This window comes from Streptomyces sp. NPDC046716 (genome assembly GCF_040645755.1).
GTDB lineage: Bacteria > Actinomycetota > Actinomycetes > Streptomycetales > Streptomycetaceae > Streptomyces.
On record NZ_JBEYYU010000011.1, the window covers coordinates 1 to 26,938 of the forward strand.

The following is a 26,938-nucleotide window of genomic DNA, read 5'->3' on the forward strand; positions in this document are numbered from 1 at the left end:
GGTTGCTTGTGTGATCAGCATGGCCGCTTGTGCGGGAAACAATGGGGGCGGATCTCCGGTTGAGCTCACGCCAGCGCAGATGCCCGCACACCCGGTGTGCGGGGCCCCTTCGCGCGCGAGGTCAGGCAGTCACTCCGCGTCCGGCCCGTAGACCTCGACGCTGTCCGAAACCCGACGTACATGGATACAGTCACCCGGGCACTCCTTCGCGGACGCCACCACGTCCGTGAGAAGCGGCAGCGGCACCGGCGTCGAGGCCCCCGGCTGCTGGAGCAGCTCGTCCTCCGCGTCCTTCACATACGCGAGCCCGTCGATGTCCAACTCGAAGACCTCGGGCGCGTACTGGGCACAGATGCCGTCGCCGGTGCACAGATCCTGGTCGATCCAGACCTCCAGCGCCTCACTGGTGTCGGTGCCGGATCCGGCCTCTTGCTGCACGGTCATGATCTCCTGCCACTCCCTGGGTCCCGCTCTGCCGCACTGTCCGGAAACCGACTTCACAGACGCAAGTCGGGCCAGCCCTGACGGGTGTTGAACACTTCGACCCTACAACCGGCCGCTTTCCGATGTTGTTGGGTGGGTATTCCACTGGCGTGAGGGAGAGCGCAAGGGTGAAGATCGGACACACCTCGACCGTCTTTGTGATCTAGGGGTTTCAATCGACACCCGCCCAGGTAGGGTCTGGAAGCGTCCAGCTCCCCTTGGAGGAGGTGAGGACCGTGGCAGCCCACGACGACGACATCAACCGCGGCATCCGCCCGGGACGAGGGTCCGACGACCCCGCCGGACAGATTGCCTATCTCGAGCAGGAAATCGCCGTCCTGCGGCGCAAGCTCGCCGACTCTCCGCGTCATACGAGGATTCTCGAAGAGCGGATCGTCGAGTTGCAGACCAACCTGGCCGGCGTGTCCGCCCAGAACGAACGGCTCGCCAATACACTCCGCGAGGCCCGCGACCAGATCGTGGCCCTCAAGGAAGAAGTCGACCGGCTCGCACAGCCGCCGGCCGGTTTCGGAGTCTTCCTCACGGCGAATGAGGACGGCACCGCCGACATCTTCACCGGCGGCCGTAAACTCCGGGTGAACGTGAGCCCGAGCGTCGAGCTCGAAGAGCTTCGGCGCGGCCAGGAAGTAATGCTCAACGAAGCGCTCAACGTGGTCGAGGCCATGGAGTACGAGAGCGTGGGCGACATCGTCACCCTCAAGGAGATCCTTGAGGACGGCGAGCGCGCCCTCGTCACCGGGCACACCGACGAGGAGCGGGTGGTGAGGCTCGCCGAGCCTCTGCTGGACGTCACCATCCGCCCCGGCGACGCCCTTCTTCTCGAACCCCGGTCCGGCTACGTCTACGAGGTCGTGCCGAAGAGCGAAGTGGAGGAGCTGGTCCTCGAAGAGGTCCCGGACATCGGCTACGAGCAGATCGGCGGCCTGGGCAACCAGATCGAGCTGATCCGCGACGCGGTCGAGCTGCCGTACCTCTACCCGGACCTCTACCGGGAGCACGAGCTGCGGCCGCCCAAGGGCGTCCTGCTCTACGGGCCCCCCGGATGCGGCAAGACCCTCATCGCCAAGGCGGTCGCCAACTCCCTCGCCAAGAAGGTCGCCGAGGTGACCGGACAGGGCCAGGGGAAGAGCTTCTTCCTGAACATCAAGGGTCCCGAGCTGCTCAACAAGTACGTCGGTGAGACCGAGCGGCAGATCCGGCTCGTCTTCCAGCGCGCCCGTGAGAAGGCCAGCGAGGGCACCCCCGTCATCGTCTTCTTCGACGAGATGGAGTCCCTCTTCCGCACCCGTGGCTCCGGTGTCAGCTCGGACGTGGAGAACACCATCGTCCCGCAGCTGCTCGCCGAGATCGACGGTGTGGAGGGCCTGCAGAACGTCGTGGTGATCGGCGCCTCGAACCGCGAGGACATGATCGACCCCGCCATCCTGCGCCCCGGCCGGCTCGACGTGAAGATCAAGATCGAGCGTCCGGACGCCGAGGCGGCCAAGGACATCTTCGGCAAGTACCTCACCGACCGCCTTCCGCTGCACACCGAGGACCTCGGCGAGCACGGCAGCGACAAGGCCGCCACGGTCCACGCCATGATCCAGACGGCCGTGGAGCACATGTACGCGGAATCCGAGGAGAACCGCTTCCTGGAAGTCACGTACGCCAACGGTGACAAGGAAGTCCTGTACTTCAAGGACTTCAACTCCGGCGCGATGATCGAGAACATCGTGGGCCGCGCCAAGAAGATGGCCATCAAGCAATTCCTCGACCAGAATCAGAAGGGCCTCAGGGTCGCTCACCTCCTCCAGGCTTGCATCGACGAGTTCAAGGAGAACGAGGACCTGCCCAATACCACCAACCCCGACGACTGGGCCCGGATCTCCGGAAAGAAGGGCGAGCGGATCGTTTACATCCGCACGCTCGTCACCGGAAAGCAGGGCGCGGACACCGGACGCTCCATCGACACGGTGGCGAACACCGGTCAGTACCTGTAAAAAGCAGGGTGGCTGCGGGTGCCCGGACCGGGTACCCGCAGCCCACTGTTTTTCCAGGCAACTATCGGGCACCACCACGCGACCGCCCGCCCGACGTCGGAGCAAAGCAATGACGCAAATGATCTCCCCACCAGCGCAAAGGCGTTCTAGGCTCTTCTCTGCCGCCGAGTCGCGCCGTGCGGGGACGGGCACCGCACACGCACCGGAGAACCAGCGGTACTTGAGCGCCGCCCCCGACCGAGGGCGCCGCCGGGCAAGGAGGGCCGCATGACCGTACGGCGAGTAATGGGCATCGAGACCGAGTACGGCATCTCCGTGCCCGGCCACCCCAACGCCAATGCCATGCTCACCTCGTCCCAGATCGTCAACGCCTACGCCGCGGCGATGCACCGGGCCCGCCGGGCCCGCTGGGACTTCGAGGAGGAGAACCCGCTGCGCGACGCCCGAGGCTTCGACCTCGCGCGGGAGGCCGCCGACTCCAGCCAGCTCACCGACGAGGACATCGGCCTGGCCAATGTCATCCTCACCAACGGCGCGCGCCTCTACGTCGACCACGCGCACCCCGAGTACAGCTCCCCGGAGATCACCAATCCCCGGGACGCCGTCCTGTGGGACAAGGCCGGCGAGCGCATCATGGCCGAGGCCGCGGAGCGGGCCGCCCAGCTGCCCGGGGCGCAGCCCATCCACCTCTACAAGAACAACACCGACAACAAGGGCGCCTCCTACGGGACGCACGAGAACTACCTGATGAAGCGGGAGACCCCCTTCTCGGACATCGTGCGCCATCTGACGCCCTTCTTCGTCTCCCGCCAGGTGGTCACCGGCGCCGGCCGCGTCGGCATCGGTCAGGACGGCCACGAGCACGGGTTCCAGATCAGCCAGCGCTCCGACTACTTCGAGGTCGAGGTCGGCCTGGAGACCACGCTCAAGCGGCCCATCATCAACACGCGCGACGAGCCCCACTCCGACGCCGAGAAGTACCGGCGGCTGCACGTGATCATCGGCGACGCGAACCTCTCCGAGATCTCGACCTACCTCAAGCTGGGCACGACGGCCCTGGTCCTGTCCATGATCGAGGACGGGTTCATCGCCGTGGACCTGGCGGTCGACCAGCCCGTCCGCACCCTCCACCAGGTCTCGCACGACCCCACCCTCCAGCACCTGATCACCCTGCGCAGCGGCCGCACCCTCACCGCGGTCCAGCTCCAGATGGAGTACTACGAGCTGGCCAGGAAATACGTCGAGGAGCGCTTCGGCGCCGACGCCGACGACCAGACCAAGGACGTCCTGTCCCGCTGGGAGGACGTCCTCGGCCGCCTGGAGACCGACCCGATGAGCCTCTCCGGCGAGCTGGACTGGGTCACCAAGCGTGAGCTGATGGAGGGCTACCGGCGCCGGGACGGCCTCGACTGGGACGCGGCCAAGCTGCACCTCCTCGACCTCCAGTACGCCGACGTGCGCGCCGAGAAGGGCCTGTACAACCGTTTGGCGGCCCGGGGCAAGATGAAGCGGCTCCTGGACGAGGCGGAGGTCGAGCGGGCCCGTACGCAGCCGCCGGAGGACACCCGGGCGTACTTCCGCGGCCGCTGCCTGGAGCAGTACGCGGACGACGTCGCCGCGGCCTCCTGGGACTCGGTCATCTTCGACCTGCCCGGCCGGGACTCGCTCCAGCGCGTCCCAACCCTCGAACCCCTTCGCGGGACGCGTAATCACGTGAAGGAGCTCCTTGACCGGTGCCGGACGGCCGAGGATCTGGTCCGGGTCCTGTCCGGCGGCTGATCCGCGGCTGAAATCCCGGGTGAAGGGGAATCACAGAGGTGGGCCCCGCATTGGACGAAGTGCGGGGCCGATGTCAGAGCCGACAAGTAGGGTTCTGATCACGAACGACCTGTATCTCGAACCGAGCGGGGTGAGCTGAGATGGCGACCAAGGACACCGGCGGCGGGCAGCAGAAGGCGACGCGTTCCACCGAGGAGGTCGAGGAGCAGACGACCGAAGCGCAGGGCTCCGAGGACCTCAAGGAGCGCCAGGAGAAGCTGAGCGACGACGTCGACTCGGTTCTGGACGAGATCGACGACGTCCTCGAGGAGAACGCCGAGGACTTCGTGCGTTCCTTCGTTCAGAAGGGTGGACAGTAGTCCACGGATGTGGACGACGTCTTCTGGTGGCTGTGACGGGCGGCAGGATTCTGGTGCGTCCTGCGCCCGCGTCAAGACCATGTGGATCACTGCCCCAAGACGGGTAGGGTCCGTGGCGTAATGTGCTTCAACTGCAATTCGGCCATCGGCAAGTTGGGAGACGATCCCGACGCTGCACGGAGGCTCGCCGCTTACTTGGAAGGAAACGTGTGGAAGCCAACCCTCGTAGCACCGGGCGTCTACCAGCAGCCTTCCTGACGCCTGGGTCGTCGTCCTTCATGGACTTCCTGTCCGAGCATCAGCCCGAAATGCTGCCGGGGAACCGGCAGTTGCCGCCGACGCAGGGCGTCATCGAGGCCCCGCACGGCACCACCATCGTCTCCGTCACCTTCCCCGGCGGCGTGGTGCTCGCCGGTGACCGGCGGGCCACGATGGGGAACGTCATCGCGCAGCGCGACATCGAGAAGGTCTTCCCGGCGGACGAGTACTCGGCCGTGGGCATCGCCGGCACCGCCGGTCTCGCCGTCGAGATGGTCAAGCTCTTCCAGCTGGAGCTGGAGCACTTCGAGAAGGTCGAGGGCGCCCAGCTGTCACTGGAGGGCAAGGCCAACAGGCTGTCGACGATGATCCGGTCGAACCTGGGGATGGCCATGCAGGGGCTCGCCGTCGTGCCGCTGTTCGCCGGGTACGACGTGGACCGCGGGAAGGGCCGCATCTTCTCGTACGACGTCACCGGCGGCCGGAGTGAGGAGCACGGGTTCGCCGCGACCGGTTCCGGTTCGGTGTTCGCCCGGGGAGCGATGAAGAAGCTCTACCGCGGCGATCTGACGGAGGAGCAGGCGACGACGCTGGTCGTGCAGGCGCTGTACGACGCGGCGGACGACGACTCGGCGACGGGCGGCCCCGACATGGCGCGGCGGATCTTCCCGATCGTCACGGTGATCACGGACGACGGTTTCCGCCGGCTCACCGACGACGAGTCGTCGGAGATCGCCCGGTCGATCCTGGAGCGGCGCCTCGAGCAGCCGGACGGTCCCCGCGCCGCCCTGCTGTGAGCCGCCCTCTCCTTGCTGCCTACTCACTGAGTCACTGACAGAAAGGGACGGATAGCCGGTGTCGACGCCGTTCTATGTCTCACCCCAGCAGGCGATGGCCGACCGCGCGGAGTACGCGCGCAAGGGCATCGCCCGCGGTCGCAGCCTGGTCGTGCTGCAGTACGCCGACGGCATCGTGTTCGTCGGCGAGAACCCGTCCCGCGCGCTGCACAAGTTCAGCGAGATCTATGACCGGATCGGCTTCGCGGCCGCCGGCAAGTACAACGAGTACGAGAACCTGCGGATCGGTGGTGTGCGCTACGCGGACCTGCGCGGCTACACGTACGACCGGGACGACGTGACCGCACGTGGCCTGGCGAACGTGTACGCGCAGACGCTGGGCACCATCTTCTCCAGCGCCGGCGAGAAGCCGTACGAGGTGGAGCTGGTCGTCGCCGAGGTGGGGGAGACCCCCGAGGGCGACCAGATCTACCGGCTCCCGCACGACGGCTCGATCGTCGACGAGCACGGCTCGGTCGCGGTCGGGGGCAACGCGGAGCAGATCAGCACCTTCCTCGACCAGCGGCACCAGGACGGCATGACGCTGTCCGAGGCGCTGAAGCTGGCCGTCCAGGCGCTGTCGCGCGACACCAACGGGAGCGAGCGGGAGATCCCCGCGGAGCGCCTCGAGGTGGCGGTCCTGGACCGTACGCGGCCGCAGCAGCGGAAGTTCAAGCGGATCGCGGGGGGCCAGCTGTCCCGGCTGCTCGCGGCCGAGGGGGCCGCCGCCACCACGAAGGCGGAGTCGGAAGCCGTCTCGGACGAGAGCTCGTCCGACGACTAGAGCGAGATGAGCAGGTGTGCCCCGGCCGGTTCGGCGAACCGGCCGGGGCACACGTGTGTCAGGCGCCGCCCGGCGCGGGCCCGGTCGAGCCGCGCACGATCAGCTCGACGGGGAGCGGGGCGGTCTCGGGCGTACGGCCGTCGAGCACGGCGAGGAGCGCCGCCATCCCCCGCTCGCCGAACGCCTCCGCGGGCAGCCGCACGGTGGTGAGTTCGGGTTCGATCGCCGTCGCCAGGGACAGATCGTCGAAGCCGGTCACGGACAGGTCGTCGGGGATGCGCAGCCCCGCGCGGCGGGCGGCCTTGTAGGCGCCGGCGGCGAGTTTGTCGTCGTCGCAGACCACGGCGGTGGGCCGGACGGGTCCCGTACCGCGCAGGGCGTGGTCCATCGCCGTGACGGCGGCCTCGACCGTGAGGTCGGAGCGGACCGTGCGGACGGTGGTGCCGGGCACCCGTGCGGTGCGGGCGGCCAGTTCGTCGGCGCGGACGTCGAAGGTCCAGGAGTCGACGGCCGAGGCCAGGTGCAGGAAGTGCCGGTGGCCGTGGCCGAGCAGATGGTCGGTGATCCGGCGCATGCCGTCGGCGAGGTCGAGGTTGACGGTGGTCGCGCCGGGGGCGCCGGCCGGATCGCTGTCCAGCATGACGAGCGGGAGGTCGTCGCCGCGCAGCGCGGTGACGGCGCCGGCGGCCATCGAGGAGGCGAGGATGCCGTCGAGGGCGGCGCGGGCGCTGGGGAAGGGGTCGCGGGCCGGACCGATGCCGTCGGGGGAGGGGTAGAGGACCACGCCGAAGTCGTGCCGGGCCGCGACGCGGGCGGCGCCGGTGTAGACGCCCGCGAAGAACTCGTTGGTGAGCGCGGGGACGACGAGAAGCGCGGTACGGGTGCGGCCGAGGCGGAGGTTGCGGGCCGCGAGGTTGGGCCGGTAGCCGAGCCGGTCCGCGGCGGCGCGGACGCGCTCGGCGGTGGCCTCCGCGACCCGGCCGCGCCACTTGTCGCCCATGACGAGGGAGACGGCGGCCTGCGAGACGCCGGCCGCCCGCGCCACGTCGCGGCTGGTGGGGCGGGTGCCGCCCGCTCCGGCCGCGGTCATGTCGGTGCCGCTGGTCACTGCTGCCTCCGTGCGTGTCGTGCCGTGGTCCCGGGGTCGTCGACGTTAGCGGGTGGCCCTGGCCGCAGCGTACGTGGTACGTATAACGGCGCGACGTTATACGTAACACTTCAGAGATCCCGGCAAGGACAGGGTGGGGCGATGGCCGCGGGTTATGCGGAGATCCTCGGGGCGCGGCACGCGATGCGGCTGCTCACGGGGACGCTGGTGGGCAGGCTGCCCAATGCCACGGCGGCGATCGCCATCGTGCTGTTCATCCGGGACGAGGGCGGCACGTACAGCCTGGCGGGCGCCCTCGCCGCGGTGTACGGGGTGGCGAACGCGATCGGGCAGCCGGTGCTCGGCCGCCTCGTGGACCTGCGCGGCCAGCCCACGGTGCAGCTGCCGGCGGCGGTGCTGTCCGGTCTCGCCATGACCGTGTTCGCGTTCGCCGGGACCGGTTCGCTGCCGCTCGCGTACACGGCCGTCGCCGCGGCCGGTCTCTTCACCCCGCCCCTGGAGGGCGGTCTGCGGGCGCTGTGGCCGACCGTGCTGCCCCGCGAGGAGCAGGTGCACACGGCGTACGCGATGGACGCGATCGCCCAGGAAGTCATGTTCACCGTCGGCCCGTTGCTGGTGACGGTGTGCGTGTCGCTGTGGTCGGCACAGGCGGCCCTGATCGTCCTGAACGTCATCGGAGTGCTCGGCGCCCTGTCGGTGGTCGTGTCCAAGCCGTCCCGCGCCTGGCGTTCGGCGCCGCGCGAGGCGCACTGGCTCGGGGCGCTGCGCTCGCCGGGCCTGCTGGTGCTGCTCGGCGCGTTCCTGTTCATCGGGCTCGCGCTCGGGTCGATCACCGTGGCCGGCGTGAGCTACGCGGACGGCAACGGCGGGGACGCCACGTACGGCTGGATGATGGCGGCGCTCGGACTCGGCGCGCTCGTCGGCGGCACGGTCTACGGCGCCCGGCAGTGGAGCGGCGCCCCCGAGGCGCGGCTGCGGTGGCTGGTGGCCCTGCTCGCTCTCTTCTACGCGCCCTTGGTGCTCATGCCGGGGCCGGTGGCGATGGTGGCGCTGAGCGCGGTGGCGGGCGTCTTCCTCGCGCCGTCGATCGCGTGCGCGTTCATCGTCGTGGACCGGCACGCCCCGCGGGGGACGGTGACGGAGGCGTTCTCCTGGCTCGTGACGACGTTCACGGTGGGCGCGAGCGTGGGAACGGCCGTCGCGGGGCCGGTCGTCGAGTGGGGCGGCACCCGGTGGGGCTTCGCCGTGCCGGCGGCGACGGGAGCCGTGGCACTGCTCGTTCTGCTGGCCACGGGCAGGGTCCTCGCGGCACCGCACACGTCCGGGCGTGTCGCGGGCTCGTCGGAAAATGATCCAAACCGTGCCGTCGAACCCCGTTTCAGCTCGGGGGATCGGGCGTAATGTTCAGTCATGGACCGCCGCATTTTCGGGCTGGAGAACGAGTACGGCGTCACATGTACGTTCAGGGGACAGCGCCGCCTGTCGCCTGACGAGGTGGCGCGGTACCTCTTCCGCCGTGTCGTGTCATGGGGCCGCAGCAGCAATGTCTTTCTGCGGAACGGCGCCCGCCTCTACCTGGACGTGGGATCGCATCCGGAATACGCAACTCCCGAATGTGACAACGTGACCGAGCTGGTCACCCACGACAAAGCAGGCGAGCGCATTCTCGAAGGCTTGCTCGTCGACGCAGAGCGCCGTCTGCACGAGGAGGGCATCGCAGGCGACGTATACCTGTTCAAGAACAACACCGACTCGGCCGGCAACTCCTACGGCTGCCACGAGAATTACCTGGTGGCGCGGCACGGGGAGTTCTCCCGACTCGCGGACATTCTCATTCCGTTCCTGGTCACCCGTCAGCTGCTGTGCGGCGCGGGCAAGGTGCTGCAGACTCCGCGCGGCGCCGTGTACTGCGTGAGCCAGCGCGCCGAGCACATCTGGGAGGGCGTCAGCTCCGCGACGACCCGCTCCCGGCCGATCATCAACACCCGGGACGAGCCGCACGCGGACGCCGAGCGCTACCGCAGGCTGCACGTCATCGTCGGCGACTCGAACATGTCCGAGACGACCATGCTCCTCAAGGTCGGCGCCACCGACCTCGTGCTGCGCATGATCGAGGCGGGCACGGTGATGCGCGACCTGACCCTGGAGAACCCGATCCGGGCCATCCGCGAGGTCAGCCACGACATCACGGGCCGCCGCAAGGTCCGCCTGGCCAGCGGCCGCGAGGCCTCCGCCCTGGAGGTCCAGCGCGAGTACTACGAGAAGGCCGTCGACTTCGTGGAGCGCCGGGGCATCCGCACCGGCACCGTCGACCAGGTCCTGGAGCTGTGGGGCCGCACGCTCGACGCGATCGAGGCGGAGGACCTCGACCGCATCGGCACCGAGATCGACTGGGTCATGAAGTACAAGCTCATCGAGCGGTACCGGGCCAAGCACAACATGACCATGTCGCACCCGAGGGTCGCGCAGATCGACCTCGCCTACCACGACATCCACCGCCGTCGTGGGCTCTACTACCTCCTGGAGAAGAAGGGCCAGGCCACGAGGATCTGCAACGACCTGAAGATCTTCGAGGGCAAGTCCGTCCCGCCGCAGACCACGCGCGCGCGGCTGCGCGGCGACTTCATCCGCCGGGCCCAGGAGCAGCGCCGTGACTTCACGGTGGACTGGGTGCACCTGAAGCTGAACGACCAGGCGCAGCGCACGGTGCTGTGCAAGGACCCGTTCCGCAGCGTGGACGACCGGGTGGAGAAGCTCATCGCGGGGATGTAGGTCACCCGCTCGCACACGCGGCCGATCCGGTCGGGGGCCCCGTACGAATCATTCGTACGGGGCCCTTCCGCGCCCTTTGAAAAGGTGGGCGAGGGCCTAGAGTGGCCGGACTGTACCCGAGCGACCTGAGGATCCCTGTGCGACCCCGACTTGCAGCTCTACTGATCGTGCCGGCACTGGCGCTGACCGCGACCGCCTGTGGCGGCGACGACGGCAAGAAGGACGCCGCGGACAAGGCGGACTCCTCCTCGCAGGCCTCCGGCGTGCCCAAGCCGGTCGACGCCGCGAACCCGATGCCGAAGGTCTCGGGCGCGTACGGCAAGACCGCGACGATCACGATGCCCAAGACCGACCCGAGCGACAAGTTCGTCGTGCACACGGTCTCCGAGGGCAGCGGCGCCACGGTGAAGAAGAACGACCTGGTGTCGTTCAACTACACCGGCAAGATCTGGAAGGGTGCCAAGGACCTCGGCTCCACCTACGGCGCGAAGGGCGGCGGCGACCAGCTCGTCACCGCGGGCGGCGCGGGCCAGTTCCCGGCGTTCGCCGACGCCGTCGTGGGCCAGAAGGAGGGCAGCCGCGTCCTCGTCGTGGCCCCGCCGGCCGCGGGCTTCGGCAGCCAGGGCAACCCGCAGTTCGGGGTCACCGCCAAGGACACGCTGGTCTTCGCCGTGGACGTGAAGAAGGTCGAGCCCAAGAAGGTCGAGGGCACCCAGGCCGCCATCCCGTCGAACCTGCCGCAGATCAAGGCCGACGAGGAAGCACCGGCCACGATCTCCGTGCCGAAGAACGACCCGCCGAAGAAGCTGGTCGACCAGGTCCTGATCAAGGGCAAGGGCGCCGAGATCAAGAGCGGCCAGACCGTGAGCATGCAGTACAGCGGAGCGGCGTGGAAGCTGAACGAGGGCAAGGCGAAGGCCACCCTCTTCGACTCCTCCTGGAACCGCGGCGGCCAGCCGTTCACGACGCCGATCGGCCAGAGCGCGGTCATCAAGGGCTGGGACACGGGCATCGTCGGCAAGCACGTCGGTGACCGGGTGCTCCTGGTGATCCCCGCCGACCAGGCCTACGGAGCCAAGGACCAGGGCAAGACGCTGCCGGCCAACTCGACGCTGGTCTTCGTGGTCGACATCCTCTCGGCGCACTGACCCGTCCCCTGATGGCAGACTGTCCCGGTTGCCCAACAGCCAACAAGCAGGAGCAATTCACGTGAGCATCGACAAGCCCGAGGTCGACTTCCCCGTAGGCGAGCCGCCGGCGGACCTCCAGATCAAGGACCTCTGGGAGGGCGAGGGCACCGAGGCGAAGGCGGGCGACACCGTCTCCGTCCACTACGTGGGCGTGGCCTTCTCCACCGGCGAGGAGTTCGACGCCTCCTGGAACCGCGGCACCCCGCTGCAGTTCCAGCTCGGTGCCGGCCAGGTCATCGCCGGCTGGGACAAGGGCGTGCAGGGCATGAAGGTCGGCGGTCGTCGCGAGCTGACGATCCCGGCGCACCTCGCCTACGGCGACCGTGGCGCCGGCGGCGGCCGGATCGCCCCCGGAGAGACGCTGATCTTCGTCTGCGACCTCGTCTCCGTCTGAGTCGGTCACCGGACGACCACAAGCGGTCATCGAAGAGCCCGTGCCTGATGGCACGGGCTCTTGCTCTGCCCCTGGCTTTTGCCACGACACCCCGGGGCGGTACGGTCGTCCGTCGGGAGCTTTACGGGGACCACGGGGAAATCACCAGGGGAAAGGGCGTCGATGGCGATTGCCAAGGCCGAGCGGCTGATGAATCTGGCGCTGTGCCTGCTCGGGACGCGCCGCCCGCTCAGCAAGCGCGAGCTGCGCGGCTCCATCGAGGCCTACCTTGAAGCGAACAACGACGACTCTTTCAACCGGATGTTCGAGCGCGACAAGGACGACCTCCGCGAGCTCGGCCTGGTCATCGAGACCGTGGAGAACCTGGACGGCGAGGTCGGCTATCTGGCCCGCCGCGACAGCAACCACCTGCCGCCCGTCACCCTCGACGCCGAGGAGGCCGCCGCCCTCGGTCTCGCCGCCAAGGTGTGGCAGCAGGCCCGCCTCGCCGGTGCCGCCAGCGGCGCCCTGCAGAAGCTGCGCGCCGCCGGGATGCCCGAGGACGTGGACCCGTACGAGAGCCACGGCGCGCTGGAGCCCCGCATCCCCGTGCACGAGGCCTCCTTCGAGCCGCTGATGCTGGCCTGCCGCGACCGGCGCCCCGTCGTCTTCGACTACCGCAAGGCGAACGCCGCCCGGCCCGAGCAGCGGCACGTCGAGCCGTGGGCGCTCGAGTGCTGGCGCGGCCACTGGTACCTCGCGGGCTGGGACCGCGACCGGCAGGCCGAGCGGGTCTTCCGGCTGTCGCGGATCACCGGCAAGGTGCGCTCGCGCGCCGGACAGTTCAAGGCGCCGGTGCCGGACGTCGTCACCGTCCGCGAGACCGTCGCGGGCTGGGCGGGCGAGACCGCCGACCGCTCCGCGCTGATCAGGCTGCGCGCGGGATCCGGCTATCCGCTGCGCGCCAAGGCCGTCTCCGTCCGCGCGCTTGCCGACGGCTGGGACGAGCTGGAGATTCCGTACGGGCACGGGCTCGACGCCTGGCTCGTGGAGTTCGGGCCCGATGTCGTGGTGCTCGAACCGGCCGAGCTGCGGGCCGACGTCGTCGACCGGCTGCGCGCCGTGGCCAAGGGCTGAGGGGAGTACGGACGATCATGGCTGCCAACGCCATCGACCAGACCCGGCGGATGCTGTCCCTGGTGACGTATCTGCGCGAGCGCCCCGGCGCCCGCGTGGAGGACGTGGCCCGGGCCTTCGGCATCACCCAGGACGAGCTGATCTCCGACCTGGACGTGCTGCCGCTGTGCGGGACCAGCTTCCGCGGCGGTGACCTCCTCGACATCGACACCGACGGCGACCGCATCTGGTGGCACAACCCGGACGACGTCGCCGCGGCCCTGCGGATCTCCGCGGACGAGGCGACCGCCCTGCTGGTGGCCGCCCGCGCGGTGGCCACGCTGCCCGGCCTGCGCGAGGGCGACCGGCTCGCCCTGCTGCGGGCGACCGCCAAGCTGGAGGCGGCGGCCGGCGAGGTGGCCGGTGCCAGCGCCCGGCTCAGCGTCACCTTCGAGTCCGAGGGCGGCGTCTTCGCCGACGTCGACCGGGCGATCTCCGAGCGGCGCCGACTGTGGATCCGCTACTACTCGCCCGCGCGCGACGAGGTCACCGAGCGGGAGATCGACCCGATCCGGCTCGTCTCCGTCGGCCACACCTACGTAGAGGCGTGGTGCCGCCGCTCGGAGGCGCGGCGCACCTTCCGGCTCGACCGGGTCGCGGAGATCAGGATCCTGGACGAGGCGTCGGCGCCACCGGAGATCGAACTGCGCGACCTGTCCGAGGGGCTGGTGCAGCCGGCCGCCGAGGACCCCGAGGTCGTCGTCGAGGTCGGGCCCGGCGGCCGCTGGGTCGCCGAGTACTACCCGCACGACAGCGCCGAGGAGTTGGCGGACGGTGGTCTGCGGATCACGCTGCGTACGCCGGACCCCTCGTCGCTGCGCCGGCTCGCGCTGCGGCTCGGCCGCGACGGGCACATCGTGGCCCCCGCCGAACTCGCGGACAGTGCGCGGGACGCGGCCCGGGAGGCGCTGGCCGCGTACGACGGGGCGGCGTGAGCGGGCCCGAACGGCCCGTACGGCTCGAACGGATGGAAGGCAAGAGGTGGGGGAAATGACCGGGACGATGGATGTGGCCGGAATCACCCGGATGTCCGCCGTGGTCGACGGCCCGGCCGCCGTCGTCTTCCGCGCCGCCTGCCCGGACTGCCGCGCCAGTTTCGAACTCGACGCGTCCGCCATCCGGTTGGCGATCGGCGGCAGCCGCCGCACCACCTTCTACTCCTTCACCTGCCCCGAGTGCGGGGTCGCGGTGCGCAAGCCCGCCGGTGAGCGGATCGTCGAACTCCTCACGGGCGGCGGGGTGCGCACGCTCCGCCTCCACCAGACCGTCTAGGCTCGGCGCATGTTCTGGGCGATGGTGTCGGTGGCCGTGGGGTTCGTGGGACTTGCTGTCCTCGCCTTCTTCGCGGTGAAGGTGTTCATCGAGGCGGAGCGCCTCGGAAGTCAAGTCGCCGACACCACACGGCAGATCAACCGGGCCGCCGAGGAACTGGAACAGGCCGCGGTCAGCGCGGCACGGGCGGGCGGCGACGCGGTCTGACGTCCGGGGACGTCGCGGTGGTCCCCATGGAAACCGCTTTACCTCTGTGGCCTGTCGGGCGGCCAGGTTGGCCGGGTACGCTCCATAACGCGACCCAGGAGTGAGGCGCGGGCCGCAACGGGGAGTACGCAGAGGGATTGCCCCCTGTTTACCCCCACGGGATACGATCGCTGCCAGAACGACGGTCGGACACCAGTCCTAAGTCCGACCGATACCCGGCAGTCCCGCCCCTGCCGCCTCAGTGAGAAGGTAAACGGATATGTTCGGAAAGCTCGGCGCACCTGAGATCATCCTGATCCTCGTCGTCATCATCCTGCTGTTCGGCGCGAAGAAGCTTCCGGACATGGCGCGCTCGCTGGGCAAGTCCGCCCGCATCCTCAAGAGCGAGGCCAAGGCGATGAAGAGCGAGGGCAACAACAACGCCGCCGCTCCGTCCGACCCGCCCGCCCAGGACGAGCCGGGCCAGCCCACGCGCACCATCCAGGCCGCGCCCGGCGACGTCACCAGCTCGCGTCCGGTGACCGAGCCGACCAACACGACGAAGAGCTGATCAAGAGCTGACCCCAGGCCGCCCCGTCTCGGCGGCCTGCCGCACGAGATGAGGACGTGGGTTGCTCAAGACTGCCCGCCAGCAGGAGAAGGACCCCGAGGGGCGGATGCCGCTCGCGGATCACCTGCGTGAGCTTCGCAATCGGCTGGCGAAGGCGCTGCTCGCCATCGTTGCCATCACGATCGTCGCTGCGTTCTTCTACAAGGACATCATCGACCTGATCACCAGGCCGATCCTCGATTCGGTCGGATGCAACGAGTCGTTCTCGCACCTGTCGAACCTGGCCGATGCCAAGAAAGAGCCCTGCGCGGACATCACGATCAACGGTCTGCTGACCCCCTTCACGCTCGCCCTGAAGGTGTCGCTGATGGCCGGCATCGTGTTCGCCTCGCCGGTCTGGCTCTACCAGCTGTGGGGCTTCATCGCGCCCGGACTCCACAAGCACGAGAAGAAGTACGCCTACGGGTTCGTGGGCACCGGCGTGCCGCTCTTCCTCGTCGGCGCATATTTCGCGTACGCGATCCTGCCCACCACCGCGAAGGTCCTGATCGACTTCACGCCGGAGAACGCTTCCAACCTGCTGCCCCTGGACGATCTGCTCGACCTCGTGCTGCGCATGGTGATCGTGTTCGGCCTGTCCTTCGAGCTGCCGCTGCTGCTGGTGTTCCTCAACCTCATCGGGGCCATCACCGGCAAGCGGATGCTCGGCTGGTGGCGGGGAATGATCATGGGCATCACGGTCTTCGCCGCGGTCGCCACGCCGAGCACGGACCCGGTGTCGATGCTGGCGCTGGCCGCCCCGATCTGGGTGCTGTACTTCGCCGCGACGGGCTTCTCGCTCCTCAACGACCGGCGCAAGCGGCGCAACAACCCCGACGCGGACCTCGACGACGACGAGGCCTCCGACCTCGATCTGACGCCCGAGAGCGCCGGAGACGTCGAGAGCGTGAGCGCGAGCCGGACCCCGCTGCCCGAGCAGACGACGACGGACCGGGTCAACGGTTACGACGATGTGACCTGAGGTAACTCCTGTTCGCGACGGGACGGTTGTTAAGGTCCGGCCGTGAGCAGTGAGATCACCCTCTTCGTCAATCCCACCGCGGGACGCGGCCGGGGCGCAGGCGCTGCGCAGCCGGCCGCTTCCGCGTTGCGGGCCGCCGGGTTCTCCGTACGGAGCGTCATCGGTGAGGACGCGCCCGATGCCCTCGCACGCGCGCGTGCCGCCGTGCGGGAGGGGACCGGGGCGCTGGTCGCCGTCGGCGGGGACGGTCTGGTGAATCTCGCGCTCCAGGCGGTGGCCGGGACCCGGACGCCGCTCGGCGTCGTCGCGGTCGGCACCGGCAACGACTTCGCGCGCTCGCTCGGGCTGCCGATCCGCGAGCCTGCGGTGGCGGGCGCGCTGGTCGCGGAGGCGCTCAAGGGGGAGCGGATACGGGAGATCGACCTCGGCCGGATCGGCGACCACTGGTTCGGCACCGTGCTCGCCTCCGGCTTCGACTCCCGGGTCAACGACCGCGGCAACCGGATGCGGCTGCCGCTCGGCCGCTTCAAGTACGACCTGGCGATCGTGGCCGAGCTGGCCACCTTCAAGGCGGTGCCGTTCCGGCTGACCCTGGGCGACGGTGAGGTACGGGAGGTCGCCGCCACCCTCGTCGCCGTCGGCAACGGGACCTCGTACGGCGGCGGCATGCGGATCTGCGCCGACGCCGTGATGGACGACGGACTGTTCGACGTGACGGTGGTCGGGGAATGCTCCCGTACGACACTGTTGCGGGTCTTTCCGCGCGTCTACAAGGGCACCCATCTCACCCACCCCGTGGTCAGCGTGTACCGGGCGGCGCGGGTCGAGCTGGTCGCGGAAGGGATCACCGCGTATGCAGACGGGGAACCGGTCGGAGGGCTGCCCCTGGTCGCCGAGTGCGTCCCCGGAGCCGTGCGGGTCCTTACCGGATAATGATCGTCCGTTGTCAGTGGGGGCCGGTAGGCTCGAAAGCACGATGACAGAGGACCTCTCACCGGCCGAGCGGTATGCGGCAGCCCGTAAGCGGGCCGTCGAGCAGGCCACCGCACTAGCTTCCTTCCGCGAGATGTACGACTTCGGTCTCGACCCCTTCCAGATCGAGGCGTGTCAGGCGCTGGAGGCGGGCAAGGGCGTCCTGGTGGCCGCACCCACCGGCTCGGGCAAGACGATCGTCGGCGAGTTCGCCGTGCACCTCGCCCTCCAGCAGGGCAAGAAGTGCTTCTACACGACACCCATCAAGGCGCTGTCGAACCAGAAGTACCAGGACCTCGCGAAGCGCTACGGCGCCGACAAGGTCGGCCTGCTGACCGGCGACAACAGCGTGAACAGCGACGCTCCGGTGGTCGTCATGACCACCGAAGTGCTGCGGAACATGCTGTACGCGGGCTCGCAGGCGCTGATCAATCTCGGCTATGTGGTCATGGACGAGGTGCACTACCTCTCCGACCGCTTCCGGGGCGCCGTATGGGAAGAGGTGATCATCCACCTCCAGGAGTCGGTCACCCTGGTCTCCCTGTCGGCGACGGTGTCGAACGCGGAGGAGTTCGGCGACTGGCTCGACACCGTGCGCGGTGACACCGAGGTGATCGTCTCCGAGCACCGGCCCGTGCCGCTGTTCCAGCACGTGCTCGCCGGACGCCGGATGTACGACCTCTTCGAGGAGGGCGAGGGAGCCAAGAAGGCCGTCAATCCCGACCTCACGCGCATGGCGCGGATGGAGGCCAGCCGCCCCTCGTACCAGGACCGCAAGCGCGGGCGGAACATGCGGGAGGCCGACCGCGAGCGGGAGCGCAGACAGCGCTCCCGGATCTGGACGCCGGGACGGCCGGAGGTCATCGAGCGGCTCGACTCGGAAGGACTGCTGCCCGCGATCACCTTCATCTTCAGCCGCGCGGCCTGCGAGGCCGCCGTGCAGCAGTGCCTGTACGCGGGCCTGCGGCTGAACGACGACGAGGCACGGGCCAGAGTCCGGGAGATCGTCGAGGAGCGCACCGCCTCCATCCCGGACGAGGACCTGCACGTCCTGGGCTACTACGAATGGCTCGAAGGGCTCGAGCGGGGGATCGCCGCCCACCACGCCGGCATGCTGCCGACCTTCAAGGAGGTCGTCGAGGAGCTGTTCGTGCGCGGGCTGGTCAAGGCGGTCTTCGCCACGGAGACCCTGGCCCTCGGCATCAACATGCCGGCCCGCTCCGTGGTCCTGGAAAAGCTCGTGAAGTGGAACGGCGAGCAGCACGCCGACATCACCCCGGGCGAGTACACCCAGCTGACCGGACGGGCCGGGCGCCGCGGCATCGACGTCGAGGGACACGCCGTGGTGCTGTGGCAGCGCGGCTTCAGCCCCGAGCATCTGGCGGGCCTCGCCGGTACGCGTACCTATCCGCTGCGCTCCAGCTTCAAGCCGTCGTACAACATGGCGGTCAATCTGGTCGAGCAGTTCGGGCGGCACCGCTCGCGCGAGCTGCTCGAGACCTCGTTCGCGCAGTTCCAGGCCGACAAGTCGGTCGTCGGGATCTCCCGGCAGGTGCAGAAGAACGAGGAGGGACTCGAGGGCTACAAGGCCTCGATGACCTGTCACCTGGGCGACTTCGACGAGTACGCGCGGCTGCGGCGCGAGCTCAAGGACCGGGAGACCGAGCTGGCCAAGCAGGGCGTCGCGCAGCGCCGGGCGCAGGCCGCCGCGGCGCTGGAGAAGCTCAAGCCCGGCGACGTGATCCACGTGCCGACGGGGAAGTTCGCGGGCCTCGCGCTCGTGCTCGACCCGGGGCTCCCGGCCGGCCGGTCCAACGGGCACCGCGGGTTCGAGCACCACGACGGCCCGCGCCCCCTGGTGCTGACCGCCGAGCGGCAGGTCAAGCGGCTCGCGTCGATCGACTTCCCGGTGCCCGTCGAGGCGCTGGAGCGGATGCGGATCCCGAAGTCGTTCAATCCGCGCTCCCCGCAGTCGCGGCGGGATCTCGCCTCGGCGCTGCGGACCAAGGCCGGGCACATCGTGCCCGACCGGCACCGCAAGGGCCGCGCGCCCGCCGCCGACGACCGGGAGATCGCCCGGCTCCGCTCCGAGCTGCGCGCCCACCCCTGCCACGGCTGCGACGAGCGGGAGGACCACGCGCGCTGGGCCGAGCGCTATCACCGGCTGAGCCGGGACACCGTGCAGCTGGAGCGGCGCATCGAGGGGCGGACGAACACGATCGCGCGAACCTTCGACCGCATCGTGAAGCTGCTCACCGAGATGGACTATCTGCGCGGCGACGAGGTCACCGAGCACGGCAAGCGGCTCGCCCGGCTGTACGGGGAACTCGATCTGCTCGCCAGCGAGTGTCTGCGGGACCGGGTCTGGGAGGACCTGGACCCGGCCGAACTCGCCGCGTGCGTCTCCGCGTTGGTGTTCGAGGCGCGGGCCTCGGACGACGCCCTCGCGCCCAAGGTGCCCTCCGGCAAGGCGAAGGCCGCGCTCGGCGAGATGGTGCGGATCTGGGGGCGGCTCGACGCGCTGGAGGAGGACTTCCGGATCAACCAGGCGGAGGGCGTCGGACAGCGGGAGCCCGATCTCGGGTTCGCCTGGGCCGTGTACCAGTGGGCCTCGGGGAAGGGGCTCGACGAAGTGCTGCGGGAGGCGGAGATGCCGGCCGGGGACTTCGTGCGCTGGTGCAAGCAGGTGATCGATGTGCTGGGGCAGATCGCCGCGGCCGCGCCCACGGGGGACTCCACCGTGCCGCGCAACGCCCGCAAGGCCGTGGACGCGGTGCTGCGCGGAGTGGTGGCGTACTCGTCCGTGGGGTGAGTACCGCAGCGGGTGAGTGAAGAGGGCGCCGTCCTGAGGGACGGCGCCCTCTTCCGTGCGCGGCACCGGGTGATTCGGACGGGCGGACGCCTTCACTCCATGTGTGCGAACGGAAGCTCAGCGTGTAAATGGGCGAGTGTATTCCTCTCGGCGAGCTGATTTCAGGCCCTTGCGGAATATGACCCGACGATGATCCGGCGCGACTAAGCTCGCCCGCAGCGCGCCGGGTTGAGATGGATTCGGCCGCTTGTTCCCGTGTGCGCCGATGGTTCGCATTGATCCAGGGAACGGCAAACCGAGAAACACAACGAACCGTCGCAAACTTCCCCGACACGACCGTTCAGAGGGCATACATGGTGAGTGTTCAATCGCCTCCCGGTGGCCGAGAAGTCCCCTACACACGCGTGCTGTTGCTGCCCGCGATGGTCATGGCCGTCGCCACCGGCGCGGCCGTCGCCCTGGTCACGGAGCCCGCGCGGCTCGCCGTCGCCCTGTGCGGCGCCCTCGGCACGCTCCTGGTGGTGGCCGTCGCGGCGGAGGCCGTGCGCCGCGGCCGCGTCCTGAGGGAGCAGCGCACCCAATACGCCCACCACGTGGCCGAGTTGGAGAACCGGATCGCCGACCAGGAGCACCGCACGATGCGGGTCGCCAAGGAGGTCCTGCCGCACGCCCTGTACCGGCTGCGCGCCGGCGACAACCCCGTGGACGCGGTGCGCATCACCTGCGACTCCGAGCCCGCCTTCCGTGACGTCACCCGCGGCGAGCGCGAGCTGATCAGGGCCTGCCTCAAGGAGATCGACCGCGAGGCCGCCGCGAACGACGCGGCCCAGCGCGCGTTCGTCTCCATCGCCCGCCGCGTCCAGGCCATCGTGCACAAGCAGGCCCAGGAACTCCGCGAGATGGAGGAGGACCACGGCCGCAACCCCGAGGTCTTCGACGACCTGCTGCGCATCGACCACGGCACGGCCCTGATCGGCCGCCTCGCCGACTCCGTCACCGTCCTCGGCGGTGCCCGCCCCGGCCGTCAGTGGCCCAAGCCGGTCAAGCTCTACAGCGTGCTGCGCGGCGCCATGTCGCGCATCCTGGAGTACCCGCGCATCGACCTGCACGCCATCTGCGACATCGCCATCAAGGGCATCTCCGTCGAACCGCTGATCCACGCCGTCGCGGAGCTGCTCGACAACGCCACCCGCTACTCGCCGCCGCAGACCCGCGTGCACGTCACCGCGGTCGAGGTGCAGACCGGCGTCGCCATCGAGATCGAGGACGGCGGCGTCAGCCTCGGCGAGGAGCAGCGGGCCAGGGTCGAGCGGATGCTGGACCGCGCCCAGGCCGGCGTCGACCTCAACGACCTCGGCGAGAACCCGCGCCTCGGCCTGTCGATCGTCGGCCGGCTGTGCTCCATGTACGACATGCAGATCTCGCTGCGCCAGTCCGCGTACGGCGGCGTACGCGCCGTGCTCGTCGTCCCGCGCGACATGATGAGCAGCGAGCCCGCGCCCGGTCTCGCCCACGGCATCGGCGCCACCGCCGTGCCGCGCGTCGACCACAACGGCGTTCCGATCAAGGAAGAGCCGCGGCTGAAGAAGACCCGCCGCCCCACCACGGGCCCGCGTCCCTCCGCCCCGCTCCTCGCGCTGGAGGACGACGTCCCGGTGGTCACCGAATGGCGGGCCAACGGGCTCCCGCAGCGCCGCAGGAAGGTCGATACGAAGATCATCGAGAACCAGATCATCGTGACGCCGCGCAACCCCGATCTCTCCATGCCGCCGCCCGAGGCGCAGGGATACGGGACCGCGCCCGTCCCCACCCCGTCCGTGGAGCCGGAGCACGACAAGCCGGACCAGCCCGAACCCGGCCTGTGGGTCGAGGCGTTCATGAACGGGCTGAAACCGGATGACGCCGCGGGGCCCGGTGAGGCCGCGGAGAAGCCGCACGACGACGCGTACAACCAGCAGGTCGACGAGGGAGACCGTCAGTGATCCAGCAACGCGCCAACTTCGACTGGATGCTCAAGGAGCTCGCCGACAGTGTGGCGAACGTGCAGCAGGTGGTCGTGCTGTCCGCCGACGGACTGCGCATCGCCCGCTACGGCGGCGACCCCGACGCCGCCGACCGGATCGCCGCCGCCTGTGCGGGACTTCAGTCCCTCGCCTCCGCGGTCGCCACGGAGATCCCCAGCTCCAGCGGCAAGATGAACATGGTCATCATCGAGGTCGACGGCGGCTTCTTCTATCTGATGGCCGCCGGCAAGGGCGCCTATCTCGCCGTCCTCGCCAACCAGTTCGTCGACGCCGGCATGATCAGCCATCAGATGCGCGACCTGGTCATCAGGATCGGCGCGCACCTGACCAGCCCGCCGCGACGCAACGGGCAGACCGTATGACCCGTCCACTCCAACCCGAACCGCCGCGGCGTGAGCGGCGCTCGCAGAGCCCCCCGAGTCCCCAGGACCCCAAGGACCTCGAGCGCCTCTACGTCATCACCGGCGGCACCGACGGCGGCGAGCGCGCGCCGCTCGACCTGGTCACCCTGATCGTGGCCCGCTCCGAACCGAAGCCGTCGGCGCCCCCCGAACAGGCCGCCGTCCTGCGGATGTGCCGGACGCCCCTGTCCACGGCCGAGATCTCGGCCTACCTCAACCTGCCGTTCAGCGTGGTCACCGTGCTGCTCGGTGAACTCCTCGCGGCCGAACAGGTCCAGGCCCGCGCCCCGGTCATCCGGGGCGCCGTCGCGGACCGCTCCCTCCTCGAAGCGGTGATGCATGGACTACAGAAGCTCTGAGAGCACGGCCGCCACCGAGGCCGCCCGCGGCGGCGTGCACATCCCCGGACCGCGGGCCGAGGACCGGATGCCCGAGACGGTCACCTCGGCCGTCAAGATCGTGATCGTCGGCGGGTTCGGGGTGGGCAAGACCACGATGGTCGGATCGGTCAGCGAGATCCGCCCGCTCACCACCGAAGAGACCATGACGCAGGCGGGCATCGGCGTCGACGACGACTACGGCTCCGACACCAAGACGGCCACCACCGTGGCCATGGACTTCGGCCGGATCAGGATCACCGACGAACTCGTGCTCTACCTGTTCGGGACCCCGGGCCAGGAGCGCTTCTGGTTCCTGTGGAACGGACTGTTCGAAGGTGCGCTCGGCGCCGTCGTCCTGATCGACACCCGCCGCCTGGAGGTCAGCTTCGACGTGATCGGGCGGCTCGAGGAGCGCGGCGTCCCCTTCGTCATCGCCAACAACGCCTTCCCGGACGGCCCGCGCTACCCCGCCGAGGAGCTGCGCAGCGCCCTCGACCTGGACCCGCAGGTCCCGATCATCGAGTGCGACGCCCGCCGCCGGGCCTCCAGCCGCGATGTGCTGCTGACCCTGATGGGCTATCTGCACGAGATGGCCCTGCACCGCGCCTGACCCCGAACTCCCGCGTCCGACAGACCAGTCCACCAATCGACCGGAGCGATTTCCGTGACGCCTCCTCCCCCCAACCCCTCCCAGTCACCGGCCGGGTACGACGATGTCGACGGCTTCGGCCAGGCCCCGCCGCCCGGCTGCCCCGCGCACGCCCTCGGCCCGGACGGGCTGCGCCGGCTCTACGGGCCCGAGGCCGACGCCGACATCCCGGCCCTCTACGAGAAGCTGCGCGCCGAACACGGCCCGGTCGCACCCGTGTTGATCCATGAGGACGTCCGCATGTGGGCGGTGCTCGGCCACACCGAGAACCTGCACATGGTGCGCAGCACGTCCCAGTACACCCGGGACGCCCGCATCTGGACGCAGATGAAGAACGGCACGTTCAAGCCCACGCATCCGCTCGCCCCGGTCGTCAGCTGGCAGCCCATGGCGTCCTTCGTCGAGGGCGCCGAGCACGCCCGGCTGCGCGGCGCGGTCACCGCCGCCATGTCGACGATCGAGCACCGCAGCCTGCGCCGGTCCATCAACAAGGGCACCCAGGAGATCATCAACCGGTTCTCCGAGCGCGGCACCTGCGACATCGTCAGCGAGTTCGCCGAGCACCTGCCGATGATGGTGATGCTCGACGTCATCGGCGCCCCCGAGGCCTACAGCGAGCGGATCGTGCAGAACGCCCGCGACTTCCTCAAGGGCACCGAGACGGCGATCGCCAGCAACGAGTTCATCATGGGCGTCCTGTTCGACCTCGTGGCGCGGCGCCGGGCCCGGCCGGTCGACGGCGACTTCACCAGCGGGCTGATCAGCGACCCGGCCGGACTCACCGACGAGGAGGTCGCCCACCACCTCCGGCTGGTCCTCATCGCCGGGTACGAGGCCACGGCCAACCTCATCGCGAACGTGCTGCGCGTCGTGCTCACCGACCCGCGCTTCCGCGCCCAGCTCAACGGCGGGCAGATGACCGTCCCCGAGGCGGTCGAGCAGTCGCTGTGGGACGAGCCGCCGTTCAGCGCCATGATCGGGTACTTCGCCAAGGTCGACACGGAGCTGGGCGGGCAGCACATCCGCGCGGGCGACGGGCTGATCATGGGGATCCAGCCGGGCAATGTGTGCCCGGTCGTCCGCCCCGACCCGACCGCCCACATGATGGGCAACCGCTCGCACCTCGCGTTCGGCGGCGGGCCGCACGAGTGCCCCGGCCAGGACATCGGCCGTGCCATCGCCGAGATCGGCGTCGACGCGTTCCTGATGCGGCTGCCCGACACCGAACTCTCCGTCGACGAGAGCGAGCTGAGGTGGCGCTCGTCGATCCTGTCGCGGCACCTGGTGACGCTCCCGGTGACGTTCACGCCGCGGGCGCAGCAGGACGTCAGCGGCAAGCCCAGCATCACCCCGCCGCGCAAGCCCGACTGGCAGGTCTCGTCAGCACCCGTTCCTCCGCCGCCGGTCGCGCCCGTGGAGGAGCCCGCTGCGCCTGCCGCCCCGGCGCCGCAGGCCGATCCGGAGCCGCCGGTCGGTGCCTGGCAGCGGTTCCTGCGCTGGTGGCGCGGCTACTGATCGGCCGGTTCGGTGGCCCAGGACGCGTACGACGTCCAGGCGCGCAGGGTGCGGGCGCTGACGAACCGGTGCTCGTGCCCGGTCACCGGGTCACGGAACTCCAGTGCGCGGGCGAGGAGTTGCAGCGGTCGCCGGAAGTCGCCGGGCGCGACCGGACCGGCGACGTCCGGGTACAGGGGGTCGCCGAGGATCGGCAGGCCCAGGCTGTTCATGTGCACCCGCAGCTGGTGGGTGCGCCCGGTGTGCGGCGTCAGCCGGTACAGCCCGAGCGGCCCCGCGCGGCCGTCCAGCCGCACCTCGGTCTCCGCGTTGGGCTCGCCGTCCGGGATCTCCTGGGCGGCGAGCACGCCGGGCTCCTTCTCGATCCGGCTGCGCAGGGTCGCGGGCAGCGGCACCGCGGGATCGTGGGCCGCCACCGCCTCGTACTCCTTGGCCACGAGCCGGTCGCGGAACAGCGTCTGGTACTTCCCCCGATCCTGGGGCCGCACGACGAACAGCACGAGCCCCGCCGTCAGCCGGTCGAGCCGGTGCGCGGGGCCCAGCGTGGGGATGCCCAGCTCGCGGCGCAGGCGCGCCAGCGCAGTCTGGGCGATGTGGCTGCCGCGCGGGGTCGTGGCCAGGAAGTGCGGTTTGTCGGCGACGACGATGTGGTCGTCGCGATACACGATGCCGATGGCGAACGGTACGGGCGTCTCGGGGGCCAGGTCGCGGTGGAACCAGACGCTGCCGCCCGGCTCGTAGGCCGAGGCGGCGGTGACCGCGCTGCCGTCGGCCCGCACGATGCGGCCCTCGGAGATCATCGCGTCGATGGTTCCGTCGGCGGCGCTGAGGCGTCCCACGAGGTGGTCGCGGAGGGTGGGCCAGGTGTCGGCGCCCTCCACGGGAAGGCGTACCCGTACCGGGTCGATTCCGTCGCGCTGGGGGAGCGGGGCGGGGGCTGAGCGGGGCCTTCGACGGGTCACCGGGTCAGGGTACGCGGGCGGTTGTTGTGCCCCGTCAGGGGCGCGGGGAACTGCGCGACCAGCCACGACGGTGGCGCACTCGGCGACGAGGCTGAGGCCCGGGGCTCTGCCCCGGACCCCGCTCCTCAATCGCCGGAGGGGCTTGAACGAGCCGGAAGGGATTGAAGGGCGTCGAGAGGCTTGATCGGGCCTAAGCCTCCTGCTCGGCCTCCACCTGGGCGTTCCAGTCGCGCTTCGATGCCTGCCAGCCGTCCTCGTTGTGGCCGAGGCGCCAGTATCCGGAGATCGACAGGTCCTCGCGCGGGATCTGGCGCTCGACGCGCAGGTAGCGGCGCAGCTCCTTCACGAAACCGGCCTCGCCGTGGACGAACGCGTGCAGCCGGCCTTCGGGGAAGTCGAGTCCGGTGACCGCCGCGATCAGCGCCTGCCCGACCGGACGGCCCGCCCGGTGGAGCCAGGTGACCTCGACGGGAGTGTCGATCTTCTGCTCCTCCTCGGGGCCCTCGATCTCGATGAAGGCGTGCGCCCGCGTCCCCTCCGGCAGCGCTTCGAGCGCGGCGGCGATCGCGGGCAGCGCGCTCTCGTCACCGGCGAGCAGGTGCCAGTCGGCGGCGAGGTCCGGGCGGTAGGCGCCGCCCGGGCCCATGAAGTGGATCGTCGCGCCGGGCTCGACCGCCGCCGCCCAGGGGCCGGCCAGGCCCTCGTCGCCGTGGACCACGAAGTCGACGGTCAGCTCGCGCGCGGCCGCGTCCCAGGCGCGCACCGTGTACGTACGGGTCACGGGCCACTGCTCGCGCGGCAGTTCCTCCCGGATCCGCTCCACGTCGAAGGGCTCCTCGTACGCGACGCCGGGCGGCGCGAACAGCAGCTTCATGTAGTGGTCGGTGTACTCCAGCTCGGCGGGGAAGTCCGCGAGGCCGTCCCCGCCGAGCACCACCCGCTGCATGTGCGGCGTGAGGCGCTCCGTGCGGACGACCTGTGCGGAGCGGGCCTTGCGGGGCTTGCGCGCTGCGGGACGCTCGGCCATGTGCGGTCTCCCTTGATCCACTGCT

Annotated in this window: 26 protein-coding genes and 1 pseudogene; 23 read left to right on the forward strand and 4 right to left on the reverse strand. The window is 69.9% G+C overall.

From position 1 onward, the window contains the following. Window positions 1-129: 129 nt before the first annotated feature. On the reverse strand, window positions 130-444 hold the full coding sequence (locus ABZ930_RS10905) for a ferredoxin (protein ID WP_361544958.1): 315 nt from the start codon (window positions 442-444) through the stop codon (window positions 130-132). Between the two features lie 275 nt (window positions 445-719). Between ABZ930_RS10905 and arc the strand changes: the two genes are divergently transcribed. The 6 genes and pseudogenes from arc (at window position 720) to prcA (ending at window position 6,502) form a co-directional block, all read left to right on the forward strand. Beyond that, window positions 720-2,486 (forward strand): proteasome ATPase, encoded by a 1,767-nt coding sequence (gene arc, locus ABZ930_RS10910; RefSeq protein ID WP_351445846.1) that lies wholly within the window; start codon window positions 720-722, stop codon window positions 2,484-2,486. Window positions 2,487-2,753: 267 nt separating this feature from the next. After that, entirely contained in the window at window positions 2,754-4,265 is a 1,512-nt protein-coding gene (dop, locus tag ABZ930_RS10915; protein WP_351445848.1) for a depupylase/deamidase Dop, read from the forward strand. Window positions 4,266-4,405: 140 nt separating this feature from the next. Continuing rightward, a complete protein-coding gene (locus ABZ930_RS10920) occupies window positions 4,406-4,624 on the forward strand; it encodes a ubiquitin-like protein Pup (protein ID WP_361544963.1) in 219 nt (72 codons plus the stop codon). Window positions 4,625-4,702: 78 nt separating this feature from the next. Continuing rightward, window positions 4,703-4,882 (forward strand): annotated as a pseudogene (locus ABZ930_RS10925) (endonuclease domain-containing protein); the annotation flags it as partial. After that, window positions 4,834-5,679: a proteasome subunit beta gene (gene prcB / locus ABZ930_RS10930; protein WP_361544966.1), complete on the forward strand. Its 846-nt coding sequence runs from the start codon at window positions 4,834-4,836 to the stop codon at window positions 5,677-5,679. The pseudogene ABZ930_RS10925 and the gene prcB, both read left to right, overlap by 49 nt. 58 nt (window positions 5,680-5,737) lie before the next feature. Beyond that, entirely contained in the window at window positions 5,738-6,502 is a 765-nt protein-coding gene (gene prcA, locus ABZ930_RS10935) for a proteasome subunit alpha (protein WP_361544969.1), read from the forward strand. A gap of 58 nt (window positions 6,503-6,560) precedes the next feature. Here prcA and ABZ930_RS10940 read toward each other — a convergent pair whose 3' ends face one another. Continuing rightward, window positions 6,561-7,592 (reverse strand): LacI family DNA-binding transcriptional regulator, encoded by a 1,032-nt coding sequence (locus ABZ930_RS10940; RefSeq protein ID WP_361545335.1) that lies wholly within the window; start codon window positions 7,590-7,592, stop codon window positions 6,561-6,563. Between the two features lie 159 nt (window positions 7,593-7,751). Between ABZ930_RS10940 and ABZ930_RS10945 the strand changes: the two genes are divergently transcribed. The 17 genes from ABZ930_RS10945 (at window position 7,752) to ABZ930_RS11025 (ending at window position 24,924) form a co-directional block, all read left to right on the forward strand. Then, window positions 7,752-9,011, forward strand: coding sequence for an MFS transporter (locus ABZ930_RS10945; protein WP_361544972.1), 1,260 nt, complete (start codon window positions 7,752-7,754; stop codon window positions 9,009-9,011). 9 nt (window positions 9,012-9,020) lie between these two features. Beyond that, a complete protein-coding gene (gene pafA, locus ABZ930_RS10950; protein WP_026246688.1) occupies window positions 9,021-10,382 on the forward strand; it encodes a Pup--protein ligase in 1,362 nt (453 codons plus the stop codon). A 137-nt stretch (window positions 10,383-10,519) separates the two neighbouring features. After that, window positions 10,520-11,530, forward strand: a complete 1,011-nt coding sequence (locus ABZ930_RS10955; RefSeq protein ID WP_361544976.1) for an FKBP-type peptidyl-prolyl cis-trans isomerase — start codon at window positions 10,520-10,522, stop codon at window positions 11,528-11,530. Window positions 11,531-11,591: 61 nt separating this feature from the next. Next, window positions 11,592-11,966: an FKBP-type peptidyl-prolyl cis-trans isomerase gene (locus ABZ930_RS10960; protein ID WP_361544979.1), complete on the forward strand. Its 375-nt coding sequence runs from the start codon at window positions 11,592-11,594 to the stop codon at window positions 11,964-11,966. A gap of 162 nt (window positions 11,967-12,128) precedes the next feature. Further along, window positions 12,129-13,082, forward strand: a complete 954-nt coding sequence (locus ABZ930_RS10965; RefSeq protein ID WP_361544982.1) for a WYL domain-containing protein — start codon at window positions 12,129-12,131, stop codon at window positions 13,080-13,082. Window positions 13,083-13,099: 17 nt separating this feature from the next. After that, the gene (locus tag ABZ930_RS10970) at window positions 13,100-14,056 is read left to right on the forward strand and encodes a WYL domain-containing protein (protein WP_111665795.1); all 957 of its coding nucleotides are present in this window, start codon (window positions 13,100-13,102) and stop codon (window positions 14,054-14,056) included. Window positions 14,057-14,123: 67 nt separating this feature from the next. Next, complete coding sequence (locus ABZ930_RS10975) at window positions 14,124-14,393, forward strand: hypothetical protein (RefSeq protein ID WP_361545338.1); 270 nt, start codon at window positions 14,124-14,126, stop codon at window positions 14,391-14,393. A gap of 9 nt (window positions 14,394-14,402) precedes the next feature. Next, window positions 14,403-14,600 carry a hypothetical protein gene (locus ABZ930_RS10980; RefSeq protein ID WP_361544985.1) on the forward strand — a complete coding sequence of 66 codons (198 nt, stop codon included), beginning with the start codon at window positions 14,403-14,405 and terminating at the stop codon, window positions 14,598-14,600. Window positions 14,601-14,859: 259 nt separating this feature from the next. Continuing rightward, window positions 14,860-15,150 (forward strand): Sec-independent protein translocase subunit TatA, encoded by a 291-nt coding sequence (gene tatA / locus ABZ930_RS10985; RefSeq protein ID WP_361544988.1) that lies wholly within the window; start codon window positions 14,860-14,862, stop codon window positions 15,148-15,150. A 61-nt stretch (window positions 15,151-15,211) separates the two neighbouring features. Next, entirely contained in the window at window positions 15,212-16,171 is a 960-nt protein-coding gene (gene tatC, locus ABZ930_RS10990; RefSeq protein WP_361544991.1) for a twin-arginine translocase subunit TatC, read from the forward strand. 42 nt (window positions 16,172-16,213) lie between these two features. Further along, on the forward strand, window positions 16,214-17,104 hold the full coding sequence (locus ABZ930_RS10995; protein ID WP_361544994.1) for a diacylglycerol kinase: 891 nt from the start codon (window positions 16,214-16,216) through the stop codon (window positions 17,102-17,104). Window positions 17,105-17,147: 43 nt separating this feature from the next. Further along, on the forward strand, window positions 17,148-19,955 hold the full coding sequence (locus ABZ930_RS11000; RefSeq protein WP_361544997.1) for a DEAD/DEAH box helicase: 2,808 nt from the start codon (window positions 17,148-17,150) through the stop codon (window positions 19,953-19,955). A 353-nt stretch (window positions 19,956-20,308) separates the two neighbouring features. After that, on the forward strand, window positions 20,309-21,937 hold the full coding sequence (locus tag ABZ930_RS11005; RefSeq protein WP_361545000.1) for an ATP-binding protein: 1,629 nt from the start codon (window positions 20,309-20,311) through the stop codon (window positions 21,935-21,937). Continuing rightward, the gene (locus ABZ930_RS11010; RefSeq protein WP_111665789.1) at window positions 21,934-22,341 is read left to right on the forward strand and encodes a roadblock/LC7 domain-containing protein; all 408 of its coding nucleotides are present in this window, start codon (window positions 21,934-21,936) and stop codon (window positions 22,339-22,341) included. The genes ABZ930_RS11005 and ABZ930_RS11010 overlap by 4 nt, the downstream gene beginning before the upstream one ends. Then, window positions 22,338-22,739: a DUF742 domain-containing protein gene (locus ABZ930_RS11015; RefSeq protein WP_361545003.1), complete on the forward strand. Its 402-nt coding sequence runs from the start codon at window positions 22,338-22,340 to the stop codon at window positions 22,737-22,739. The genes ABZ930_RS11010 and ABZ930_RS11015 overlap by 4 nt, the downstream gene beginning before the upstream one ends. Window positions 22,740-22,806: 67 nt before the next feature. Continuing rightward, window positions 22,807-23,370 carry an ATP/GTP-binding protein gene (locus tag ABZ930_RS11020; RefSeq protein ID WP_361545341.1) on the forward strand — a complete coding sequence of 188 codons (564 nt, stop codon included), beginning with the start codon at window positions 22,807-22,809 and terminating at the stop codon, window positions 23,368-23,370. Window positions 23,371-23,424: 54 nt separating this feature from the next. After that, window positions 23,425-24,924: a cytochrome P450 gene (locus ABZ930_RS11025; RefSeq protein WP_361545006.1), complete on the forward strand. Its 1,500-nt coding sequence runs from the start codon at window positions 23,425-23,427 to the stop codon at window positions 24,922-24,924. Here the strand turns inward: ABZ930_RS11025 and ABZ930_RS11030 are convergent. Continuing rightward, window positions 24,918-25,886: a pseudouridine synthase gene (locus ABZ930_RS11030; protein ID WP_361545009.1), complete on the reverse strand. Its 969-nt coding sequence runs from the start codon at window positions 25,884-25,886 to the stop codon at window positions 24,918-24,920. The genes ABZ930_RS11025 and ABZ930_RS11030 overlap by 7 nt on opposite strands. 190 nt (window positions 25,887-26,076) lie before the next feature. Continuing rightward, window positions 26,077-26,913 (reverse strand): siderophore-interacting protein, encoded by an 837-nt coding sequence (locus ABZ930_RS11035; RefSeq protein WP_361545012.1) that lies wholly within the window; start codon window positions 26,911-26,913, stop codon window positions 26,077-26,079. Between the last annotated feature and the right edge of the window lie 25 nt (window positions 26,914-26,938).

Coding starts and splice junctions, on each gene's coding strand:
- ABZ930_RS10905 (WP_361544958.1), bottom strand. CDS start 444: ATGACCGTGCAGCAAGAGGCCGGATCCGGCACCGACACCAGTGAGGCG.
- dop (WP_351445848.1), top strand. CDS start 2,754: ATGACCGTACGGCGAGTAATGGGCATCGAGACCGAGTACGGCATCTCC.
- ABZ930_RS10920 (WP_361544963.1), top strand. CDS start 4,406: ATGGCGACCAAGGACACCGGCGGCGGGCAGCAGAAGGCGACGCGTTCC.
- ABZ930_RS10940 (WP_361545335.1), bottom strand. CDS start 7,592: ATGACCGCGGCCGGAGCGGGCGGCACCCGCCCCACCAGCCGCGACGTG.
- ABZ930_RS10945 (WP_361544972.1), top strand. CDS start 7,752: ATGGCCGCGGGTTATGCGGAGATCCTCGGGGCGCGGCACGCGATGCGG.
- pafA (WP_026246688.1), top strand. CDS start 9,021: ATGGACCGCCGCATTTTCGGGCTGGAGAACGAGTACGGCGTCACATGT.
- ABZ930_RS10965 (WP_361544982.1), top strand. CDS start 12,129: ATGGCGATTGCCAAGGCCGAGCGGCTGATGAATCTGGCGCTGTGCCTG.
- ABZ930_RS10970 (WP_111665795.1), top strand. CDS start 13,100: ATGGCTGCCAACGCCATCGACCAGACCCGGCGGATGCTGTCCCTGGTG.
- ABZ930_RS10975 (WP_361545338.1), top strand. CDS start 14,124: ATGGATGTGGCCGGAATCACCCGGATGTCCGCCGTGGTCGACGGCCCG.
- ABZ930_RS10980 (WP_361544985.1), top strand. CDS start 14,403: ATGTTCTGGGCGATGGTGTCGGTGGCCGTGGGGTTCGTGGGACTTGCT.
- tatA (WP_361544988.1), top strand. CDS start 14,860: ATGTTCGGAAAGCTCGGCGCACCTGAGATCATCCTGATCCTCGTCGTC.
- ABZ930_RS11000 (WP_361544997.1), top strand. CDS start 17,148: ATGACAGAGGACCTCTCACCGGCCGAGCGGTATGCGGCAGCCCGTAAG.
- ABZ930_RS11005 (WP_361545000.1), top strand. CDS start 20,309: ATGGTGAGTGTTCAATCGCCTCCCGGTGGCCGAGAAGTCCCCTACACA.
- ABZ930_RS11015 (WP_361545003.1), top strand. CDS start 22,338: ATGACCCGTCCACTCCAACCCGAACCGCCGCGGCGTGAGCGGCGCTCG.
- ABZ930_RS11020 (WP_361545341.1), top strand. CDS start 22,807: ATGCCCGAGACGGTCACCTCGGCCGTCAAGATCGTGATCGTCGGCGGG.
- ABZ930_RS11035 (WP_361545012.1), bottom strand. CDS start 26,913: ATGGCCGAGCGTCCCGCAGCGCGCAAGCCCCGCAAGGCCCGCTCCGCA.